General features: G+C 44.5%; 19 protein-coding genes, 2 tRNA genes and 1 pseudogene. 7 read left to right on the top strand and 15 right to left on the bottom strand.

Annotated elements, in window-relative coordinates; translation table 11 throughout:
- Positions 1-195: a bacterioferritin-associated ferredoxin gene (locus V7R42_RS03305; RefSeq protein ID WP_334018792.1), complete on the bottom strand. Its 195-nt coding sequence runs from the start codon at positions 193-195 to the stop codon at positions 1-3.
- A 273-nt stretch (positions 196-468) separates the two neighbouring features.
- On the opposite strand from V7R42_RS03305, the gene V7R42_RS03300 reads away from it, so the two are divergent.
- Positions 469-1074 (top strand): peroxiredoxin, encoded by a 606-nt coding sequence (locus V7R42_RS03300; RefSeq protein ID WP_334018791.1) that lies wholly within the window; start codon positions 469-471, stop codon positions 1072-1074.
- Between the two features lie 74 nt (positions 1075-1148).
- On the opposite strand, the gene rnt is transcribed toward V7R42_RS03300, so the two are convergent.
- Positions 1149-1784 carry a ribonuclease T gene (gene rnt, locus V7R42_RS03295; protein ID WP_334018790.1) on the bottom strand — a complete coding sequence of 212 codons (636 nt, stop codon included), beginning with the start codon at positions 1782-1784 and terminating at the stop codon, positions 1149-1151.
- A 341-nt stretch (positions 1785-2125) separates the two neighbouring features.
- Between rnt and V7R42_RS03290 the strand changes: the two genes are divergently transcribed.
- Positions 2126-2998, top strand: coding sequence for a flagellar protein MotY (locus V7R42_RS03290; RefSeq protein WP_334018789.1), 873 nt, complete (start codon positions 2126-2128; stop codon positions 2996-2998).
- Between the two features lie 29 nt (positions 2999-3027).
- Here the strand turns inward: V7R42_RS03290 and glpQ are convergent, their stop codons facing one another.
- The 3 genes and pseudogenes from glpQ to V7R42_RS03275 all read right to left on the bottom strand — a co-directional run bounded on the left by glpQ (position 3028) and on the right by V7R42_RS03275 (position 5278).
- A complete protein-coding gene (glpQ, locus tag V7R42_RS03285; protein WP_334018788.1) occupies positions 3028-4239 on the bottom strand; it encodes a glycerophosphodiester phosphodiesterase in 1212 nt (403 codons plus the stop codon).
- A 139-nt stretch (positions 4240-4378) separates the two neighbouring features.
- A pseudogene (locus V7R42_RS03280) lies at positions 4379-4468 on the bottom strand (lactoylglutathione lyase); the annotation flags it as partial.
- Positions 4469-4567: 99 nt separating this feature from the next.
- Positions 4568-5278, bottom strand: a complete 711-nt coding sequence (locus V7R42_RS03275; protein WP_334018787.1) for an SDR family oxidoreductase — start codon at positions 5276-5278, stop codon at positions 4568-4570.
- 332 nt (positions 5279-5610) lie between these two features.
- On the opposite strand from V7R42_RS03275, the gene cspE reads away from it, so the two are divergent.
- The gene (cspE, locus tag V7R42_RS03270) at positions 5611-5823 is read left to right on the top strand and encodes a transcription antiterminator/RNA stability regulator CspE (protein WP_014978693.1); all 213 of its coding nucleotides are present in this window, start codon (positions 5611-5613) and stop codon (positions 5821-5823) included.
- 169 nt (positions 5824-5992) lie between these two features.
- A complete protein-coding gene (locus V7R42_RS03265) occupies positions 5993-6172 on the top strand; it encodes a hypothetical protein (protein ID WP_334018786.1) in 180 nt (59 codons plus the stop codon).
- Positions 6173-6268: 96 nt separating this feature from the next.
- Here the strand turns inward: V7R42_RS03265 and V7R42_RS03260 are convergent, their stop codons facing one another.
- The 10 genes from V7R42_RS03260 to V7R42_RS03215 form a co-directional block, all read right to left on the bottom strand.
- Complete coding sequence (locus tag V7R42_RS03260) at positions 6269-7687, bottom strand: M20/M25/M40 family metallo-hydrolase (RefSeq protein WP_334018785.1); 1419 nt, start codon at positions 7685-7687, stop codon at positions 6269-6271.
- 198 nt (positions 7688-7885) lie between these two features.
- On the bottom strand, positions 7886-8608 hold the full coding sequence (locus tag V7R42_RS03255) for an endonuclease III domain-containing protein (protein WP_334018784.1): 723 nt from the start codon (positions 8606-8608) through the stop codon (positions 7886-7888).
- Positions 8609-8644: 36 nt separating this feature from the next.
- A complete protein-coding gene (locus V7R42_RS03250; RefSeq protein WP_334018783.1) occupies positions 8645-9337 on the bottom strand; it encodes an electron transport complex subunit E in 693 nt (230 codons plus the stop codon).
- Between the two features lies 1 nt (position 9338).
- A complete protein-coding gene (locus V7R42_RS03245) occupies positions 9339-10223 on the bottom strand; it encodes an RnfABCDGE type electron transport complex subunit G (RefSeq protein ID WP_334018782.1) in 885 nt (294 codons plus the stop codon).
- Positions 10223-11308, bottom strand: a complete 1086-nt coding sequence (gene rsxD / locus V7R42_RS03240; RefSeq protein WP_334018781.1) for an electron transport complex subunit RsxD — start codon at positions 11306-11308, stop codon at positions 10223-10225. Before rsxD ends, V7R42_RS03245 begins: the two co-directional genes overlap by 1 nt.
- On the bottom strand, positions 11305-13950 hold the full coding sequence (gene rsxC, locus V7R42_RS03235; RefSeq protein ID WP_334018949.1) for an electron transport complex subunit RsxC: 2646 nt from the start codon (positions 13948-13950) through the stop codon (positions 11305-11307). Before rsxC ends, rsxD begins: the two co-directional genes overlap by 4 nt.
- A 5-nt stretch (positions 13951-13955) precedes the next feature.
- A complete protein-coding gene (gene rsxB / locus V7R42_RS03230; RefSeq protein ID WP_334018780.1) occupies positions 13956-14537 on the bottom strand; it encodes an electron transport complex subunit RsxB in 582 nt (193 codons plus the stop codon).
- Positions 14537-15118 carry an electron transport complex subunit RsxA gene (gene rsxA, locus V7R42_RS03225; protein ID WP_014997766.1) on the bottom strand — a complete coding sequence of 194 codons (582 nt, stop codon included), beginning with the start codon at positions 15116-15118 and terminating at the stop codon, positions 14537-14539. The genes rsxB and rsxA overlap by 1 nt, the downstream gene beginning before the upstream one ends.
- 194 nt (positions 15119-15312) lie before the next feature.
- Positions 15313-15389 (bottom strand) — tRNA-Asn (locus tag V7R42_RS03220).
- A 26-nt stretch (positions 15390-15415) separates the two neighbouring features.
- Positions 15416-15492 (bottom strand) — tRNA-Asn (locus V7R42_RS03215).
- 1000 nt (positions 15493-16492) lie between these two features.
- On the opposite strand from V7R42_RS03215, the gene V7R42_RS03210 reads away from it, so the two are divergent.
- The 3 genes from V7R42_RS03210 to V7R42_RS03200 all read left to right on the top strand — a co-directional run bounded on the left by V7R42_RS03210 (position 16493) and on the right by V7R42_RS03200 (position 21181).
- Entirely contained in the window at positions 16493-17875 is a 1383-nt protein-coding gene (locus V7R42_RS03210) for an MATE family efflux transporter (RefSeq protein WP_438823628.1), read from the top strand.
- A gap of 96 nt (positions 17876-17971) precedes the next feature.
- A complete protein-coding gene (gene uvrB / locus V7R42_RS03205; RefSeq protein WP_334018779.1) occupies positions 17972-19987 on the top strand; it encodes an excinuclease ABC subunit UvrB in 2016 nt (671 codons plus the stop codon).
- A 267-nt stretch (positions 19988-20254) separates the two neighbouring features.
- A complete protein-coding gene (locus V7R42_RS03200; RefSeq protein ID WP_334018778.1) occupies positions 20255-21181 on the top strand; it encodes a LysR family transcriptional regulator in 927 nt (308 codons plus the stop codon).
- Positions 21182-21216: the final 35 nt, after the last annotated feature.

Here is a 21216-nt window from a genome sequence, read left to right as displayed (position 1 = left end):
CTAGCCTACATTTTTGAATAACGATTCGTCGATGATGGTTTGGTCAATGATTTGCTGGGCCATGTTGATGCACTTACCGCATTGTGAGCCAAGCTCTAAATGTTGACGTAACTCTCGCATATTTCCCACACCATTCTCTTCAACGGCAGCGCGAATGCTTTTATCAGTTACTCCATAGCACATGCAAACAAACATTAAACGTACTCCAAATGAATCTGTAAATGATAATAATTGTTATTCTTTACTTTGGCAAGTGGATAATGACAAATTTAATACAAGGTAATTGAAGAAACATTGAACAGTGTGGCGAGGTGTTAAACAGTTATTGGTATGAACAGTAAAAAACTCGTTGTCTAATATTGTTATTTTCATATTAGTACCTATTTTCTGGGAAGGAAATTACTTCTCAAAGCGGTTGCGCAACGTAATCGCTTCTATTATTACAATCCAATATAAATGGAGAGACTCATGAGTGTATTAGTTGGCCGTCCAGCGCCTGACTTTACCGCAGCTGCGGTACTTGGTAGTGGTGAAATTGTTGATTCTTTCACGCTAAGCGAAGCGATTAAGGGCAAAAAAGCTGTTGTATTCTTCTACCCGCTAGATTTTACGTTCGTATGCCCGTCAGAGCTTATTGCGTTTGACAAGCGTTTTGACGAGTTCAAAAAGCGTGGTGTTGAAGTCATTGGTGTTTCGATCGACTCTCAGTTCTCACACAATGCGTGGAGAAATACGCCAGTAAATCAAGGTGGTATTGGTCCAGTTAAGTACACCCTTGTCGCCGACGTTAAACATGCCATCTGTCAGGCATACGATGTTGAGCATCCAGAAGATGGCGTAGCGTTCCGTGGTTCATTCCTAATCGACGAAGAAGGCATGGTACGTCACCAAGTAATTAATGATCTTCCACTTGGCCGTAACGTTGATGAAATGCTTCGAATGGTTGATGCGTTAGCATTCCACCAAGAGCATGGCGAAGTGTGTCCAGCGGGTTGGACTGAAGGTAAAGCGGGTATGGATGCGTCACCTGAAGGTGTGGCTAAGTACCTATCTGAAGAAGCAGATAAGCTATAAGCTACCAAGTTTAAAACATATAATAAAAACAGCGCTTTTCGGCGCTGTTTTTGTATATACCAGTCCGCATAATATTACTCCTTATTCTCCACAGGCCAGCCGCCTAACGCTTTGTAACGATTTACCATATAACAAAATAGCTCAGTCGTTTTCTGTGCGTCATACAGGGCACTGTGCGCTTCACTTTGGTCAAATTCAATGCCCGCTGCACGACAGGCTTTTACTAAAACGGTTTGACCTAAAGCAAGGCCCGCAAGGCTAGTGGTATCGAAGGAAACAAACGGGTGAAATGGCGTACGTTTTATATTGCAGCGTTCTATCGCTGCGTTAACAAAACTTTGATCGAATGTCGCATTGTGCGCAACAATAACTGAACGTTGACAGTCTGCATTTTTCTGTGCCTTGCGAATGCCTTTACATAAGTCCTTCATGGCTTCGTTCTCTTCAATGGCGCCGCGCAACGCGCAACTTGGATCTATGCCGTTAAATTCCAGTGCAGCGGGTTCTAGGTTAGCGCCCTCAAACGGGTCAATGTGGTAATGAAAGGTTTGATCTGGGTGGATGATACCATTTTCATCCATTTTTACTGTTACTGCGGCTAATTCTAACAGGGCGTCAGTGCCTGCATTAAATCCGGCTGTTTCAACGTCGATGACAACGGGAAAGTAACCTCGAAAGCGCTGGGAAAGAAGGGGCGGATTGGCAGACATAAACACTCTTGTAAGACTCGATTGCGTAAATTGGCTGGTAAAAAAAATTGTGTACCAACCTGCGAAGCATATTGCGTAAAATAATTATCGCAAGGATACCTTCCAGTTGCCAGTTTCAATTTATGAACTGTTAAATCAGGGAAAGTAATAAAAGTGAGGATATCGAATGGTATTAAGCGCTAAACTTTTCTACAATTTGGACGATAATTATATTAAGCGTAAAATATCGTTGGATACACTTTGTTTATTGTGTGACCTAACTTGATCCATTACGTTTAGTAATCTGTGGGCGTATCGTTAGCCTTTAGCTGTGTTAGTCTGATTTTTATTATGGTGTCGAAATGGTGTCGAAACTAAGATATATCGCTCTATTGGGGATAGTGGGGTCATTGTCTTCCCACGCTGCAATGCGGCAATATTCTGCGACCATAGAAAGCTCTAACTGGCGTATAGATAGCGACACCCGTCTTCAGTGTACTCTCAATCACGAATTGCCGGGTTATGGGGAAGCTATGTTTACGAGCACGGCATCGAAGCAGCTTAATATGGAATTTGAACTGGACATGCACTTGTTGCCTAACAAGTTCGACATGGCCGCAGTTTATTCTGTACCACCTAAATGGATGCCTGGCGTTGCGCCTAAAACCATTGCCGATATGTCTCTTCGCAAACAGTACAATGGTGACTTACCGCAAGATGCTGCATGGACTATGCTGTCTGAATTAGAGAAAGGTTTTTGGCCCACTATTTACTACCAAGATTGGTACAACAAATACGACCAAGTAAGCGTGGCGTTAAACGCCAGTAATTTTTCAGGCGTGTATCGTGAATTTGTAAAATGCGTGTCGAACCTGCTTCCCTTTGGTTTTGATGACATTGCCTACACGGTATTGTCTTATCAAAACAACAGCACAGAGTTGACCAAATATTCGCAAAAGCGTTTAACTATGATAGGTGAATACCTAAAAGAAGACAGTGAACTTGAGCTTGTACTTCTTGATGGTTATACCGATAGCTACGGCGGTCGCTACAATAACGAACAGTTGTCTATTCGACGAGCCAACGAAGTAAAAAGCTATTTGACTACGCTAGGTGTGCCTGAAGATAGAATTCAGTTAATAGGCCATGGTGAGAAACGTCATATTGCGCCAAATGATACACGAGAGAACCGCGCCCAGAACAGGCGCGTGGTGGTACGACTTTCAAAATCTTAGGCGCTCATCAAAGCGCCTCAACCCCTTTCTTACTTACGTTGGTTTTGTTTGTCTCGCCACGTTAATACAGGCACTAAATGGTCGGTGAAAACGCCGTCAGCATCTACAACCTTGTTTAATACGTCCAAGACTTGTTCTGAACTCATACCCGCCGGTAGCGCATCGTGACGATAGGTGTAGGGGTGGATTGTCAGCTTGTTTTCGTGGGCGTATTTAACCCAACTAGCGGCTTTTATTTTTCCTTGAACCATGGCGTCATTATCAAGCAGGTGGCCTAACCAAGGGCCTATGCCGTCTGCATAATTTGCTACTTGTTTCATTCCTTCCTGCGTTCGCAACCAGTTGTAATCCGTGTCACTTTCACCCCAGTCGTTTTCGCCAATCAGCATAACAACTTTACCCTTATACCCCAAGGTTTCACGAATGCGCTTAATCTCGTTAAAGTCGAAGCATTGCAAGTAGCTATTGCCATTCTCTCCACCAAACCCGTAAGTATTGAGAGCATCAACAACCATCTTACTGGCATCAACACCTTCATCTATGTGAAAAGCTGGGGATTTCACTTCAGGATAAACTCCGACTGATGTGCCAAATTGGCGATTTAACTCACTGATTAATTCAAAGTGCTCGGCAAGTGTAGCCACGTTGAAATTAGCGTGATTACCGCGATATCTATTCTCGAATACCTGGCTTCCATTACTGCCAGTGCGTTCGTGTACGCGCAGTTGTCGCAGCTCTTCAAGAGTAAAGTCGCGGACGTAAAAACGCCCGTCATCTCGGTGACGCGTTGGAAAAATATTTTCTACATCGGTAACTGTCTCTAAGTGGATGTCGTGTAGTACAACGGGGATGTCGTCTTTGGTGATAACTACGTCTTGTTCGATGAAATCGGGACGCAGCGAAAAGGCGAGGGTAGCCGCTTCGAGAGTATGCTCTGGTAAATAGCCTGACGCTCCGCGATGGGCAATAACGGTAAAATGCGCTTCAACATTTTCTTTTGAATCAGCACTTATCAGCGTACTCTCGCTATTCGCAGCAGAGGCCGAAAACGCACTGTCAGCGGTAAATGCTCCGGTAAATATTACGAACAACGCAGGCAGAATAGCTGCCAGTTTTACTTTCGGCTTACTGGACAAGAATATATTGTGCGCTGCTTGAGGCTTACGACTTATCGCTGTCCTAGCATGGTTTTTGTTTTTATCATTATCATTTTGTAAAAATAATAAACGATTACGTAGCATGTCGTGTCACTCCATGTGGTTTTTATCGGTTTTTTTAGTGCCGCAGATTTTTAAGCTTATAGTTTGGCGACGTAAACGTTTAACGCGCTTTAACTATCTTGGCTGCATCTTCAGTACTTGTTCTCATTTTTGAGCCAATTTATAGCGAGATGGATTTGTTTTGTATAAGCTCTAACACATACCCATCAGGGTCGCGAACAAAAGCAATAACTGTGGCGCCGCGTTTTACTTGAGTAAACGCTAACAACATGCACTTATGATAATTAGGAAATGTTAACGCTTTAAGACAGTTTTACAATTCTAGTTAAACGTACTATGCGGACTGGTATTAAAAGCCCCACAGGCCGATATTATCAATTTTAAGTCGGCGTGGTTGGCTTAACAGGTACACCACCATGTTGCCTAAGTCTTCATTTTGAATCAGGCCATCGTCCACTTGCTCTGTTTTTGTCTTCTGCGACTGTATCAGCGCAGGGTTTAGGGAATGTACATGAATACCGTAGGGGCGAACCTCTTCTTGCAACGCTTTTCCAAGCCCTACCATCGCGAATTTTGATGCGCAGTAAACACCTGCATTGGCATAGCCGTTCAATGCAGCCTGAGAGGCGATATTGATGATGTAGCCTTCGTTGTTGTTAATCATGTGAGGCACGACCTCTTTACACATGAGAAAGGAGCCTTTTACGTTAGTATCCATTACTTCGTCCCAATCGTCTTCACTGGTTTCCCAGACAAGGGTTTCCTTACCAAAGCCACTGTTATTAATTAGGACGTGTAGTTCGCCAAACGCATCTTTCACCTTTCTAACAAAACTGGCGACATCGGCGCTTTTCGATACATCACAAACTTGGCCAACGACATTGCCTGGAAATAGCTCGTCGAACTGTTCTACAGTCTGCTTGATAGTAATTTCAGTGCGCCCACAAATGGCGATCTTCATTCCTGCCTCTAGCAGGAAGTGAGCGATAGTTTTACCAAGCCCTTTTCCGCCTCCAGTAACAATTGCTGTCTTACCTGCTAGCGTATACATGTTTGTCATAACTCATCTCTATAGTAAAAAAACAAGGTTAACCTAGCTTTCAATTACCTTGAACAAACATACGTATTCAGCTTTGCCAAAAAGATTTTGTAAAAAAATGCATTTTGATTAAAAATTAAACTAAAAACTAGTGGACATTGCTCGCAATTACCTGTACCTTTCGCTTCGCTCTAGATATGTTATTTGCTTTACCTAATACTGCGCTGTACCTCTTTTTTAAATCTTTCAAATTGAAGTTTTATATAGATATACAACTGCTTTACTAGCTTGGAGATGTCTATAGCTATTCGGTGGTTTCCACCATTACATCAATTTTTTAAAAGGTTTTTATTATGTCTAATTCTGTAAACGGTACAGTTAAGTGGTTCAACGAAGAAAAAGGTTTTGGTTTCATCACTCCTGAAGCTGGTGGCAAAGACGTATTCGTACACTTCCGTTCAATCACTTCTGACGGCTTCAAGACCCTTGCTGAAGGTCAAGCGGTTAGCTTCGAAGTTGAACAAGGCCAAAAAGGTCCTCAAGCTGCTAACGTAGTAGTACGATAAGATTTTCACGCTTATCTAGGGTCATTTCTCTTATCTGAAGTGACCATTTAAAAGATGGGCTCTTTCTGAAACCGTATGTTTACGCAAGAGCCTAATTTTCGTTTTTCGATTTCTTTACCCAACCTGCGAGGAATTCAAAACAAACAATATCAATAAAGAAGTATTTACTATGCAATCTCAAAATTATATCTCTACTTTTAATAGCGCCATGTCAGGTGCGTTAATCTCAAATATCTCCATAAATAAAGCAACCGTAGCCTTTAAACATGCGAATACGTATCGACATGTAGAATTGCCTTCAAGGCAAGAAGCGAAGCGATTTGTTGCCCAGCTAATTCAAGCGCAATAAAACGTACGCATTTGGGGCATTAGCAGAGGAGAGGGCAAGCAGAGTATTGGTAAGCATTGGCCAGCACAAGATGCACTGACCAATGTTGATGATTCGCTACTGTTTCGCTTTTAAATCAACGTCCGAATCGGCTAACAAGTATATACTTGCTGCGTAGGCTGCAATGTTTTGTGCAAGCTCATCCGGGTTGATTTTATCTAAGGTATCATCTGGCGTGTGGTGAAGATCAAAGTAATCTCTACCGTTTTGGTTTAGTCTAATCGTCGGCACGCCTGCCGCTGCTAGCGGTATAATGTCAGGACCGCCGCCAACAATATCTGAACCCCCACGTATTATACGTAGCGGCGATAAAATCTTTGCGATTTCATCAACTAATACCGTCGCTTCGGGATTCACGTTTGACACAAGTTGCCAGATAGTTTGCGCGCCAAAGTCAGATTCTGTGGCGAGAACGTGGTTCTCAAGGTTCTTTTCGTGCTGCTTAGCGTAAGCAAAAGCACCTAATAAACCCACTTCTTCAGCACCAAACATAACCACACGTATGGTGCGCTTGGGGCGCTCTGGCAGTGATGCAATTAATGCGGCGGCTGCGGTGGTAATAGCAACGCCCGCGCCGTCATCGACAGCACCAGTACCTAAATCCCAGCTATCTAGGTGGCCACCAATAAGTACAATTTCTTCGGGCTTTTCACTGCCTACTAAATCCAGTATTACGTTGCCGCTGTTTACTTCGCCTTTCCACTTTGACTCAGAATGGAGCGATAGCGATAGTGGCTTGCCTAAATTGTGGAGGCGTCGTAGATGATCAGCATCCGGGTTTGAAATAGCAACAACAGGGATATCTGCCCATTTGTCGCCGTCTGCGCTCATCATGCCTGAGTGAGGGAAACGATGAGAATCTGAGCCTACTGAGCGCACGACTAGCGCTTCTGCACCACCGCGTTGAGCATGTTGCCACCCAATACGGCGACGTTGATTCGCTTGACCATACCCTGCACCGGTTTGGCTTTTTACCATGGCGTCGCCATCTACAAATGCAATTTTGCCTTTAAGTGCGCCATCTTTAACTGTGGTTAACGCGTGAATGTCTCTGAAATAAACGATGTCAGCATTGATCTCGCTTTCAGAGGGCGCTGCGCCGCCAAGGGCTGTGCCGTAAAGCGGTTGAGCATAAGGCGCAGTCAGTGAAATGTGCAGGTGGCCTCTATCCCAAAACGGCATAGTGAATTCTTCTATGCTGACTTTATCAAAGCCTAGACGCTCTCCTACCACCACGCCCCAATCTCTGGCTCGCTTTTCTGCTTCAGAGCCGCCCAGGCGAGGGCCAATCTCTGTGGTTAGTGATTCAACGATCTTATAACCTAAATCACTTTTCAGGGCTTTTTGAATTAACGCTTCCGCATTTTTCTTTTGCTCTTCAGTAATGGGGGAAGTTTCAGCAAAAACGCCAAAACTGCATGCACTTACCAATGCACCAAACGCTAGCTTTCTAGCGATAGTATTTAATCGAGACATGTGTTCTCCATGGATTATTTTTATATTTTTGTTTATTTGCGTGAGCAAAAATACGACATAACCATCATAGCCAATTTGAAATGTGCTTTCGAGGCAAACTACAAGCCGAAGTTGTATGTTAATCGCAAAATCGTTTGTGTGAGTAAGTGAATGGAGTTAAAAAAAAGAGGAGCTTAATGGCTCCTCTCTAAAAATGTGTTATTTACGCTTCTTCTTAAGCGCCAACTTTTGTTTTTTCTCTTGTTCCTTTAGTACTTCATTGATGAAGCTCTTTCTACCGAACTCGCGTGTGATAACACACTTATTTAAGTCAAAACCGCGGGCAGGGCAGTATTCTCTACCGTACAGAATGATTTGCAGATGTAGATCGTTCCACCGTTCTTTAGGAAACAAGCGTTTTGCGTCACGCTCAGTCTGCTCTACGCTTTTTCCGTTCGATAAACCCCAGCGGTACATTAAACGGTGAATGTGAGTATCTACCGGGAACGCAGGAATACCAAAGCCTTGAGACATAACCACTGCAGCCGTTTTGTGGCCTACAGCAGGCATGGCCTCCAGCGCTTCAAAGTTTGCGGGCACTTCACCGTTGTGTTGTTTAATGATCATGTCAGATAAATGCCAAATGCCTTTCGACTTCATAGGCGATAATCCACAAGGACGAATAATGTCTTGTATTTCTTCAATACTCATCAACACCATGTCGTAGGGGTTATCCGCGCGAGCGAACAACTTTGGCGTAATTTGATTAACGCGCTCGTCTGTACATTGTGCCGATAGTAGAACCGCAATGAGTAACGTATATGGGTCTTTGTGATCTAAAAAGATTGGAATTTCTGGATAAAGGTCATCCAAAATCCGCATGATTTCTTTTACTTTTTCCTGCTTAGAAAGCGGCTTGGCCGACTTAGTTACATCATTCATTTCTAACTACTTTATTGTTTTTGCATGTTTTAACGTCTAGCTTTCAGCTGTAACGCGTACCCGTTCAGCCTTCACTGCAGGCGATGTTTGCTTAGCCGCTAACTTCGCATCGATACTGTTTTTGATAGCAATGAGCAGGCCCATGCCTAAGAATGCTCCTGGTGGTAATATTGCAAGCAAAAACGGGTTTTCAGTGTTAAATAGCGTGATGGTCCAGTTTGCGGCAATGGGCCCGAACAACCTATCAGCCCCCGCTAATAACGTACCTGCACCCAATACTTCACGCATACCACCTAAAATAACCAACACTGCGGTAAAGCCCAGTCCCATCATAAGCCCATCGTAAGCAGAAGCGAGCGGTCCATTTTTCGACGCAAACGCCTCTGCGCGACCTATAATGGCGCAGTTAGTTACAATCAGCGGAATAAAAATACCTAATGCTAAGTAAAGGTCGTAGGTGTAAGCATTCATTAATAGCTGAACAATGGTAACGAATGCAGCGATGATCATAACAAAAACGGGGATGCGGATTTCGTTTCTTACCACATTTCGAACGAGTGAAACGGTAACGTTACTGCCGATGAGTACCAGCATGGTAGCGAGGCCTAACCCAAGACCATTGATAAAGGTTGCGGTAACGGCTAACAGCGGGCACAAACCTAACAGCTGTACCAGTGCGGGATTGTTCTTCCAAAGCCCTTGCAAAGACAGGTCGCGAAAGTCAGTCACGTTATAGCTCCTCTATACTATGAGGTTGAGCCTCATTCACGTTAATGGTATCAATCGTTTCAACGGAATTTGTATTTGCGCAGGTGTTAGGTGCGTTGAAAAGCATAGTCTGGTTGGCCTGAGCATAGAGTAAAGCTTCACGTACTGCGCCTACTACCGCTCTTGGCGTGATGGTAGCACCAGTAAACTGATCAAATTCTCCACCGTCTTTTTTGACTTGCCACGGCGCTAAATTATCGGGTGAAAAAGACTTGTCACTAAATGTTGTTATCCAATCGCTTACAGCAAGCTCTATTTTGTCGCCAAGCCCAGGGGTTTCTTTGTGTTCGATAACGCGCACGCCAAGCACTCTCATACTGGTTTTTTTAGCGTCGGACGAAGAGAGGTTGGATGCATACCTGTCCTGCTCTGATATTCTCTGTTGTGTTGAGTCAAGCTCGGCTAAATCCGAAAGCGCTAATGCAGTGGTATTGAGTCTTTCACTCTCACCGTCGAGCGAGTCATTACTCGAGTTGCCCTGTCTGTTTCCAGCAACTTGCGTATCCACTTTTACACCAACAACGATATCGATATCTCCGCTGTATCCGTCTGGAGCAGTGGCTTCTAACACTAATGCGTTAGGTTGACCATTTAACGTGGCGCGATATATTTTGTGGTTTTTTTTGATGCCAAGTTCAGGTGCATTGACTTCTGTGCAGTTGGCGTAAAGCGCATTGTCGTGGAATTCGCTTGGCACAACTTCATTAAGTACGCTTAGCAGTTTTTGCTGCTTTTGTTGCTCAATTTTATCTTGGGTGCCAAAAAAAGTGAGTGCTATTAATGCAGTGGTAACAACGGCAAACGCACCTAACATGAGGCCGTTTTTTGCAAGGCTTTCTTTCATCATTAGTGTTTACCTCGGACTTTGCCCACGTTTTTCCCGTACACACGGGGACGGGTATAATAGTCAATCAAAGGTACCGCCATGTTCATAATAATAACTGCAAACGCAACAGCATCTGGGTAGCCGCCAAAGGTACGAATTATTATCACCCAAAAGCCAATCGCTGCACCGAATATCACTCGGCCTTTTGGCGTTGTTGACGCTGAAACCGGGTCGGTGGCGATAAAAAAGGCGCCCACAATAACAGCGCCATTAAACAGGTGAAATAGCGGTGAAGCATAGTAATCGGCGTTAATTAAATGAAGCAGTGATGCACAAACAAACACGCTTAGCAGCATGCCTCCTGGGATGTGCCAGCTGATAACGCGGGTTTTCCACAGGTAGATGCCGCCGAGAAAATACGCAATACTCACTATGCCCCATCCTGCCCCGGCGGCGTCGAATATACCGCCATCGAAGATTGGCTTCGCTAATGATTCTGAGTATGTTACGCCTTGCGTTAGGTCGGTTTTTAATGTGTCTAACGGTGTAGCCATGGTTACACCATCGGCAATGGTTTTGAGTTGAGTGACATCATATCCGCTGGTAGTAAAGCCAGTAAATATGAGTGATACCGAGTCAAAGAAGCTCGGCATGATGCCTGCTTGAGCCGAGGGAGGCAGCCATTGGCTCATCGCCGCAGGGAATGAAATAAGCAGCACCACGTACGCTATCATGGCTGGGTTGAAAATATTAAAGCCAAGCCCACCGTACACCTGTTTAGCTACCGCAATTGCGAAGAAAACGCCCGTAACCGTCATCCACCATGGCAAGGTAGGTGGAATACTAATAGCGATTAATAAGCCTGTTAAAACCGCGCTGTAATCAGTAAGGGTGCGCTCGATAGGGCGCTTTCTTAAGTGTAAAATTACCCCTTCAATAACCAGTGCGCATACTACTGCGATGACTGCCTGAATAAGGGTTCCCCAACCGAACAAGAAAGATTGCGCAATAATGCCTGGGATCATAGCGTAGACGACCATGCGCATAACTTGGCCGGTGTCGCGTTTAACCCGTTGGTGTGGTGAACTCGATAAACTTAACTTCATTCTGATTCTTTCTCTTGTTCAGCTGCCGCTTTCTTTGCTTTAGCTTTCGCTACTGCAGCCGCTATGCGTGCTTTCTTTTCATCTTGCTCGGTAGGTTGAGAAGAGGTTTGCGTGCTTGTAGCTTGAGCTGCATTGGTAGACGATTCATTCTGTTCAGATGCTTTACTTCTCTCCTGTTTAGCAGTATCTGGTGAGGAGGCTAAGTCACCATTACCTTCTTGAGCGAGTTTCTTTGCTTTTGCCTTTGCCACAGCAGCAGCAATACGTGCTTTTTTCTCATCCGCTGCGCTCGAATTACGATCTGAATCTTCCGCGTTAACATTTGAAGCACTATTGTTTTGATGGCTGGTGCTTGGAACACCGGCTTCTTTTGGCGAATTAACGTTTTGCTCTTCTGCGTCAGCTTCAGTGGAATGGCTAGACCCGTACTCTTTTTGCGAAGCGGCTTTTTTAGCTTTTGCTTTCGCTACCGCAGCTGCGATCCTGGCTTTTTTCTCATCTAGCTGTGCTTCAGGTTGACTAACTGATTGCTCGTTTGATTGAGCTGACGTACCTTGCAAAGAAACTGATTCATCGGGTTGCCCGTTCTCCCTTTTGTTAGCTGCTTTTTGCGCTTTTGCTTTAGCGACTGCTGCTGCAATACGCGCTTTTTTCTGCGCTTCAGCTGAAAGCGCGGCATTGGTTTCAGTATCGGAAAAGTCAGCCGTTTTTTCGTCATTAGAGCCCGCTGGTTTCTCTGTCGACGACGCTATAGACTGGCTGGCTTGTGCGGCTTTCTTTGCTTTCGCCCGTGCGATAGCGGCGGCAACCTTGGCTTTTTTCTCATCTTCAGGTGATGATGCCTGACTAATTGGCGCTTCTGTGGTTGATGCTTCGTCAGCGCTTTCTTCTTGAATGTCGTTTTGAGCCTGCGCCGCCTTTTTCGCCTTTGCTCTTGCAATTGCGGCAGCGACCTGGGCCTTTTTATCATCGGTCGTATTGTTATGCTCGTCGTTATTAGCTGTCATGCTTTCACCATTCGCGGGAGCCTGCATGGCGGCTTTCTTTGCTTTCGCCCGTGCAAGCGCTGCTGCTACTTTATCCTTCGCTTCAGTTGCGCCAGCATCAACAGCGCTATTCGCTTTATCGGCTGCTACAGCATTTTGTTCTTTGGCCTTGTTTGCGGCTAAACGCGCTTCTTTTGCTTTTCTATGTTTCGCTTCACGCTCAAGCTTTTCGCGCTCTAAACGTTCTTTACGAGCTTCAAAACGCTGCTTGGCCTTTTCAGCCTTGTTCTTTTCATCGCGCTGAATGCGTATTTCAGATTTAGCTTGGCGGTAGTAATGCACCAGTGGGATCTCACTGGGGCAAACGTAAGCACATGCGCCGCACTCAATACAGTCGAAAAGGTCGTATTCTTCGGCTTTATCGTACTCTTTTGCTTTGGCGTGCCAAAACATTTGTTGGGGGAGCAATGAGGCAGGGCATGCGTCGGCGCATGCGCTACAGCGAATACAGGGGCGCTCTGCGTTATCGTCTACAAGCTCTTTCTTGGCAGGGACAAGTAAGCAGTTTGTGGTTTTTACCACGGGGATCGTAGCGTCTGATAAAGTGAAGCCCATCATAGGACCACCCATAATTACTTTGGGTGCTTTTTGTTTTTTCGGGTTGTAGTTTGCTTCATCCAATAGATGAGAAACGGGCGTACCCAACAACGCTCTAAAATTGCTTGGTGATTCAACGGCTTCACCAGTTACGGTAACAACGCGCTCAATCAGTGGCTTACCGTGTAAAATGGCATCAGCAATGGCATAGCAGGTCCCTACGTTGAACATCATCACACCTACATCGGCAGGCAACCCATTTCTTGGTACTTCTCGGCCAGTCAGTACCTGAATCAACTGTTTTTCGCCGCCGGCAGGGTATTTAGTTTCAACGCTGACTACGCGGTAGTCTTTCTTATCCTGACAAGCAATGTTAAGTGCCTCAAAGGCTTCGGGTTTGTTGTCTTCAACCGCCACTACAATGGCTTTTGGCCCGATAAGGTGAGTAAGAATGTCTAGACCCTGGCGTATTTGCCACGCGTGCTCACGCATTAATCTATCATCAGACGTGATATACGGTTCGCACTCAATCCCGTTTAAAATAAGAAACTCAACAGGCTTAGACGTTGAGGTTTTAATATGGGTGGGGAAGCCTGCGCCACCCATTCCTGAAATACCAGCTTGGCAAATGGCTTCAATTAACTTGTTCTTATCTAACTCGCTGTAATTAGCAATAGGAAATAGGTTGCACCATGAGTCTTTGCCATCAGGGCGTATTGAAATACACATTTCTGTTAGGCCGCTGGGGTGTGCCACAACATGTGGAGCAATCGCAACAACCTCACCCGAGGTTGGCGCATGAACCGGCACAGAAAAAGGCGATGAGCTTTGCGAAAGAATTTGGCCTTTCAATACAGTATCGCCAACTTCTACGCAGCAGATACCGTCTGAGCCAATGTGCTGCCTTAAAGGAACAATCAATAATTCGGGTAACGACGGTTTCTTTATTACTGATGTGTTAGAAAGCGATTTTTTATCGTCGGGATGTACGCCACCTGGAAATGAGTACATCTTTCCCGCTTCAAGGGTTTCTATAATTGAATCAAAACTTGGATACATCACAATTACGACACCATTTTGATGGGAATATCACCTTTAGGTGATGATTCAAAATCCCACTTCCATGTAGAAGTTGTTTGAGCAATTGGCACCATGTCGATACAGTCGACAGGGCAGGGATCTACACATAAGTCACATCCTGTACATTCATCGGTAATAACCGTGTGCATGTGCTTGGCGGCACCTAAAATAGCGTCAACAGGGCAGGCCTGAATGCACTTGGTACAGCCGATACATTCGTCTTCGCGTATAAAGGCGACTTTTTTAACGTCTTCTTCGCCGTGTGCTGCATCAAGAGGTTTTGGTTCAACCCCCATTAAGTCTGCAAGTTTTTTTATTGTTGCCTCGCCGCCTGGTGGGCACTTATTAATATCATCACCGTCTGCAATTGCCTCAGCATAAGGCTTGCAGCCCGGATATCCGCATTGACCACATTGAGTTTGTGGTAGTACGGCATCTATTTGCTCAACAAGCGGGTCGCCCTCAACTTTAAAGCGGATGCTCGCATAGCCCAGAACCAATCCGAAAACAAGCGCAAGGGCGCCAATGGCAATAACGGCAAATATAATAGCAGTAGATATCGTCATTACACGTTCACCAATCCACTAAAGCCCATAAATGCAAGGGACATAAGGCCTGCGGTAATCATCGCGATTGAGGCGCCTTTAAAAGATACGGGTACATCAGCTGCAGCTAAACGCTCACGCATAGCGGCAAACAACACCAGCACTAGTGAGAATCCTACAGCAGCGCCGAAGCCATAGATAAGACTCTGCATAAAATTATGCTGTTCAGTTAGATTTAGTAATGCGACGCCAAGTACTGCACAATTGGTTGTAATAAGAGGAAGGAATATACCTAACAACCTATACAAAGTGGGACTCGTTTTGTGCACGACCATTTCTGTGAATTGAACAACGACTGCGATAACAAGAATGAAAGCGAGCGTTCTTAGATAACCAATGCCGAGCGGAGCAAGTAAGTAGGTTTCTACCAAATAGCTTGATGCTGAGGCGAGAGTGAGTACAAATGTGGTGGCCATGGACATACCCATGGCGGTTTCTAGTTTTCCAGATACACCCATGAACGGACATAAGCCGAGAAACTTAACCAACACAAAGTTGTTAACCAATACTGTACCAATCAATAGCAGTAAAAATTCAGTCATGAATAACGCAATTCCTTCGAGGAATCTTGACGGACAACGCCCGCGAATTAAAAAGAAAAACAGATTGCGTCTATTATCCCTTTTTAGAACGGGTTTAACAACTTGATTGAATTAGGGTTATTTAATGTCTAAACGCGCTGTTTTAGGAATTAAAATAGAGTGATGTGAGTGAGGCGATTCGAGAGCCAACTAAGTGGCTCCCCCTCCCCGACTCGAACGGGGGACCTGCGGATTAACAGTCCGTCGCTCTAACCAACTGAGCTAAGGGGGAATCGACACCTAAGTTGTTGCTGAAGTTGGCTCCCCCTCCCCGACTCGAACGGGGGACCTGCGGATTAACAGTCCGTCGCTCTAACCAACTGAGCTAAGGGGGACCTGTGCTTCAACGGAGGCGAATATTAAAGACGTACTTAGGAACTGTCAACAACATAAATGAAATATTTGTGCTGACTGCGCAAAAAATAGCTTTTTACGGCTTTTATGCTCATTTTGTCGTCAATGCGGTGAAAGTGGTGGTCAATAACTGCACATTATTGCCTCCTAGCTTATAAACAAGAGGTTGTTTTAGCCCTTAAAAAAGTCGCTGTGTTTTTTTACTTATATATCTCACAAAAATTAAAGGCTATAACTAAATAGAATAAAAAAGCACTTCCATACTGGTATTATGTACAGCATTTAATAAATCTGTAACCTGTACCTGAGGATTAAAAGGTTAGTCACCACTTACGTGCTGAGAAATTAATCGAGCACGAAATCGCGCCGAATATGGTCTGGCGTTAGTTATCCACTAAATCTGTGGATAACTATGTTGATAGCTTGGTTTCGCTACGCCTATGTACAAGATCGCATGTGTATTGATCTAATCAGTTTGTGACCTTTTTGACTCTATAGTTGTTAAAATACAATGGGTTGTATTGATTTTTATGATCTCGTTCTTCGATCGAAACAGATCGATTGAACAAAAAGTAGCTTGTGTGTTAATTCAACGAATGACTAAATGCTATTCAATGAAATCACGCTTAATTCTCAGCACTTTACAAATTTTTAACGCTTTGGTGACGCTTTTGAACACTCTGTTAGTGAATCCAAATGCATTAGCGACGTTTGGCCGTTATAGTAAAAGTGAAATAGAACAGAAATTAAACTGTCATGAATTTACACACATTCATTTTGTTGTGCCTTCACAAAAAAACTGTGGGTTTTATCGCGTTGCCTGTGAATTAATTAATCGTACGTATTTTTGCCAAGAACATAACTTTTCTAACACGCCTTCTTACGCTTTGTTTTGTTTGTCGAATACGCATAGCTAAATAGTGTTCACTCTTTTACACTAACGCGCAATTGATGAGGGGATTTTAGTTTGCTGGAGCTCAAGTGATAAAAAGTAACGCTAAACAACGTACTTCCGACTTATTGGAAGGAGATATAGGTGCTACGTTAAAGCGTATGACTATTCCCATGATACTGGGAATGGTAATGATGATGAGCTTTGGACTTATCGATACCTTTTTTGTGAGCTTGTTGGGCACCGACCCGTTAGCCGCTATTAGTTTTACCTTTCCCGTTACCTTTACCGTAATAAGTCTGAACATAGGTTTAGGTATTGGTACCTCTGCAATTATAGGTCAGTTGCAGGGCAGCAAAGAAATAACCAAGTCCCGACATTATGCGACGGGTTCGTTAATGCTGTCCGTTTTGCTTGTGGGTGCATTAGCAGTAATTGGCTTTTTCACCATAGAGCCTGTGTTTAAATTGCTTAATGCAACAGACAATCTAATGTCGTACATATCTGACTATATGGGGCTGTGGTACTTGTCGAGCATCTTTCTTGCCATGCCGATGGTGGGTAATAGTGTGCTGCGTGCCTGTGGCGATACCCGCACACCCAGTATTGTTATGGCAGCGGGCGGCGGATTAAACGCGTTGCTTGACCCTATTTTCATCTTTGGTCTTGGGCCCATTCCGGCAATGGGTATAAAAGGTGCGGCACTCGCTACCCTTATAGCGTGGACAGTTGGCGCATTATGGATTCTTTATATTTTAGCCGTTCGTCGAAAGTTGATGTTGCCTCGACTACTTACACTGACCGAGCTGCGTGATAGCAGCCGTGAAATTCTCAAAATAGGACTACCTGCAGCGGGGGCGAATATGCTTACCCCTGTTGCCGGTGGCGTGATGACAGCTGTAGTTGCTGGTTACGGCGCCGAAGCGGTTGCAGCGTGGGGAGTGGGAAATAGAATGGAGTCTATTGCAAGTATTGTTGTTCTGGCACTATCCATGACACTGCCTCCATTTATCAGCCAAAACGTTGGAGCAGGCCAAGTAGAACGGGTAAAAACGGCATATTCGCTTACATTGAAATTTGTTCTGGTTTGGCAGTTCGCCATTTTTCTTGTCATGTGGGGACTGTCTAGCTGGATAGCCGTTGCCTTTGCTAATGAAGCAGAGGTAAGCGCACTAATACAGTTGTTTCTTATGATTGTGCCGCTGGGTTATGGCATGCAAGGCATTATCATTCTGACTAACTCATCGTTGAATGCCATGCACAGACCGATGACGGCGTTAACACTAAGTGTCATCCGCTTATTTGTTTTCTTCGTACCTATCAGCGTTGCGGGTAGTGTTCTCTTTGAACTGAAAGGTTTATTTGCAGGAACCGTCATTGCCAATTTTGCAATGGCGTGTGTTTCATTTGTTGTTTTCAAACGTGCGATTACTCAGTTTGAATCAGATAAAGAAACGTCTGAGCAGAGCTAATACCAGAGCGGCCACTTGAGGTTGTGTGTTTTTAATGTTGAGTAGTTTGACCGCAAGCAAAATGTTAAGCAGTAAGCTAAAGAAAAGGTTAAGTAAATGAGTAGAGGGTTTGAGCTTCATTCTAAATACAAGCCAGCAGGCGACCAGCCAAAAGCAATAGAAGCTTTGGTGGATGGCCTAGAAAGTGGCTTGGCCGGCCAAACACTGCTTGGTGTTACGGGGTCGGGTAAAACCTTTACCATGGCTAATGTCATTAAAGAAGTGCAGAGACCAACGCTTATTCTTGCACACAACAAGACATTAGCGGCTCAGCTTTACGGTGAGATGAAAGAGTTTTTTCCCAATAACGCTGTGGAGTACTTCGTTTCCTATTACGATTATTACCAGCCTGAAGCTTATGTTCCAAGTACCGATACTTTTATTGAGAAAGACGCGTCAATCAATGATCACATTGAACAAATGCGATTATCAGCCACCAAAGCACTGATGGAGCGCCGCGACGTTGTTATTGTAGCCAGTGTGTCTGCTATTTATGGTTTGGGCGATCCTGAATCCTACATGAAAATGCTGTTACACCTTCGTCAGGGCGACACCATGGACCAGCGTGACATTCTTCGCCGCCTTGCTGAACTGCAGTATAAGCGCAATGATTTAGCGTTCGAGCGGGGGACTTTTCGCGTTCGTGGCGATGTTATAGATATCTTTCCAGCGGACTCTGAAAAGCAAGCCGTAAGGGTTGAGTTGTTCGATGACGAGATAGATAAAATTAGTCTGTTTGATCCGTTAACGGGGGCTGTCGATAAGTCCGTTATTCGGGCCACGGTTTTTCCTAAAACGCACTATGTAACGCCTCGCGAGAAAATCCTGAATGCTATTGAGCATATCAAAGAAGAACTAGGCGAGCGCAAAAAGCAGCTTCAAGACGCGAATAAGTTGATTGAAGAACAGCGTATTTCACAGCGTACCCAGTTCGATATCGAAATGATGATGGAGCTTGGATACTGTTCAGGAATTGAAAATTACTCTCGCTACCTTTCGGGACGCGCGCCGGGCGAACCACCTCCAACCTTGTTGGATTATTTTCCTGCAGACGGCTTAATGTTTATCGATGAGTCTCACGTTACCGTTTCCCAAGTAGGGGCAATGTATCGCGGGGATCGCTCTAGAAAAGAGACCTTAGTGGAATTTGGTTTCAGGCTGCCATCGGCGTTAGACAATCGTCCGCTTAAGTTTGAAGAGTTTGAGCAAATTTGCCCGCAAACCATTTATGTGTCTGCGACGCCAGGCGATTATGAGTTAAAGAAAACTGACGGTGAGATAGTTGAGCAGGTTGTGCGTCCAACAGGCCTGTTAGACCCGGTTATAGAGGTACGCCCAGTAGCAACTCAGGTTGATGATGTTCTATCTGAAATTCAAAAGCGAGTAGAGCTTGACGAACGTGTGCTTATTACTACGTTAACCAAGCGTATGGCAGAAGATTTAAGCGAGTATTTAAATGAGCACGGCGTTAAAGTGCGTTATCTACACTCGGATATTGATACCGTCGAACGAATTGAAATAATCCGAGACTTGCGGTTGGGTAAATTCGACGTGTTGGTTGGTATTAACCTGTTACGTGAAGGTCTAGATATGCCCGAAGTATCGCTAGTGGCTATTTTAGATGCCGACAAAGAAGGCTTCTTGCGCGCTGAACGTTCGTTAATCCAGACTATTGGTAGAGCCGCGCGTCACGTGAATGGTAAAGCTATCTTGTACGCCGACAGTATTACCAAATCGATGAAAAAAGCGATGGACGAGACCGAACGCCGTCGTGAGAAGCAAATGGCGCATAACGAGGCAAACGGTATTACGCCAATGCGGCTTAATAAACCTATTACCGATATTATGGATTTAGGCGACAACGCGCACCCTGCGTCTGGAAAAGTCAGACTGCGCAAGGTTGAAGAGAAGAAGAAGCAACAGAAAACGGCAAGCGCCACTGAATTGATGGACCAAATTACGGAGCTTGAAAAGCAGATGTTCGAATATGCGCGTGAGCTTGAGTTCGAAAAAGCAGCCTCTTTACGTGACGATATTGAAGCGCTGCGCAAGCAAGTTGTCGCACTCTCATAGCAATAGCGATATACCTTATCAGTTATGCGGTGTGTAGGTTCATCCGTATAAAATCGAATAACTCAATACAGCGCTTTCCTTGCGAAGAGAAAAGCCCCTGTTTTTACAATGGACTTTGCTACTTGAGGTCGAAGAGAAGAAACACAAAACTCGATTTTTTAATAAAAAATGAGACGAGAAGCCATAAAATGTCGTTGTAATAGCGTAGTTTATTGCATATAGTTCAGACTTGAGTATCGATAACTATACCTATAAACAGGTGCTAATATGCTTAATCGTCTTCAGGAGTCAGATATTAAGCTACTGCGTGTGTTTTACGCTGTAGCAAGCTGCAATGGATTTACTGCGGCCGAACCCGTGTTGCGCATGCAACGCCCAAATATCAGCGCAGCCATCAAGAAGCTAGAAGAACGTTTAGATTTGGTTTTGTGTCATCGCGGTCGAGGTGGATTTCAAATGACAAAAGAAGGTGAGGTGGTTTTTCAAGAAACCAAACGCATCTTCAATGCCTTCGATAACTTTGTCTTCAATTTGAAATCGCTACATGATGACTATTCTGGCCATATCACACTAGTGTTAATGGCTGGTCTTCCACTTTCAATGCACTTGGCTGTAAGTAAAGCGGTTAAAAGCACAATGAAAAAGTTTGACGATATTCATGTGAATATCCAAACACGTCTATACAATGAAGTAGAGCATGTTGCGTTATCTGGCGAATGCCACCTTGTCGTTTCAACTTATGATATGGTAAAGCCCGAGTCCGTAACCTTTCACCCTATCGGTATTAAAACGGAAGGTCGTTTATATTGTGCGCCAACCCACCCTCTGGCGAAATATCGCGATACTACGTTGCCAGACGGCATTAAAATTGGCGACTATCCTGCCATCGGTATATCTGGTTTGTCTTCTGCTAACTACATCGAAGATGAAACTAGGTTGTCTATCCAGACTTTTTCTGATTCGTTCGATGCAGCGATGTCAGCGATAATGACGGGTGAATATATAGGCTTATTGCCAGATTACATGGCGAAAGAGCAAGGGGCTGCTTTAGGACTTGTGCCAATCGCGCAGGGGAGTTTATTTAAATTCAGTCATGAATTGTTTGTCATGAATGGCAAAAATACGCGGTTGAACCCGGTATTACGCCACTGTATCAAAGAGTTGAGTTATTTTATTTCTGAAAGTCAGAAGTAGTTTTGCCCCTATCAAAAAATAAAAACACCTCTTAT

The organism is Alteromonas sp. S015, from assembly GCF_036864485.1.
Lineage (GTDB): Bacteria > Pseudomonadota > Gammaproteobacteria > Enterobacterales > Alteromonadaceae > Alteromonas.
This window is presented reverse-complemented; position numbering and strand designations above follow the sequence as displayed.

Coding starts and splice junctions, on each gene's coding strand:
- V7R42_RS03305 (WP_334018792.1), bottom strand. CDS start 195: ATGTTTGTTTGCATGTGCTATGGAGTAACTGATAAAAGCATTCGCGCT.
- V7R42_RS03300 (WP_334018791.1), top strand. CDS start 469: ATGAGTGTATTAGTTGGCCGTCCAGCGCCTGACTTTACCGCAGCTGCG.
- rnt (WP_334018790.1), bottom strand. CDS start 1,784: ATGTCTGCCAATCCGCCCCTTCTTTCCCAGCGCTTTCGAGGTTACTTT.
- V7R42_RS03290 (WP_334018789.1), top strand. CDS start 2,126: ATGGTGTCGAAACTAAGATATATCGCTCTATTGGGGATAGTGGGGTCA.
- glpQ (WP_334018788.1), bottom strand. CDS start 4,239: ATGCTACGTAATCGTTTATTATTTTTACAAAATGATAATGATAAAAAC.
- V7R42_RS03275 (WP_334018787.1), bottom strand. CDS start 5,278: ATGACAAACATGTATACGCTAGCAGGTAAGACAGCAATTGTTACTGGA.
- cspE (WP_014978693.1), top strand. CDS start 5,611: ATGTCTAATTCTGTAAACGGTACAGTTAAGTGGTTCAACGAAGAAAAA.
- V7R42_RS03265 (WP_334018786.1), top strand. CDS start 5,993: ATGCAATCTCAAAATTATATCTCTACTTTTAATAGCGCCATGTCAGGT.
- V7R42_RS03260 (WP_334018785.1), bottom strand. CDS start 7,687: ATGTCTCGATTAAATACTATCGCTAGAAAGCTAGCGTTTGGTGCATTG.
- V7R42_RS03255 (WP_334018784.1), bottom strand. CDS start 8,608: ATGAATGATGTAACTAAGTCGGCCAAGCCGCTTTCTAAGCAGGAAAAA.
- V7R42_RS03245 (WP_334018782.1), bottom strand. CDS start 10,223: ATGATGAAAGAAAGCCTTGCAAAAAACGGCCTCATGTTAGGTGCGTTT.
- rsxD (WP_334018781.1), bottom strand. CDS start 11,308: ATGAAGTTAAGTTTATCGAGTTCACCACACCAACGGGTTAAACGCGAC.
- rsxC (WP_334018949.1), bottom strand. CDS start 13,950: ATGTATCCAAGTTTTGATTCAATTATAGAAACCCTTGAAGCGGGAAAG.
- rsxB (WP_334018780.1), bottom strand. CDS start 14,537: ATGACGATATCTACTGCTATTATATTTGCCGTTATTGCCATTGGCGCC.
- rsxA (WP_014997766.1), bottom strand. CDS start 15,118: ATGACTGAATTTTTACTGCTATTGATTGGTACAGTATTGGTTAACAAC.
- uvrB (WP_334018779.1), top strand. CDS start 17,972: ATGAGTAGAGGGTTTGAGCTTCATTCTAAATACAAGCCAGCAGGCGAC.
- V7R42_RS03200 (WP_334018778.1), top strand. CDS start 20,255: ATGCTTAATCGTCTTCAGGAGTCAGATATTAAGCTACTGCGTGTGTTT.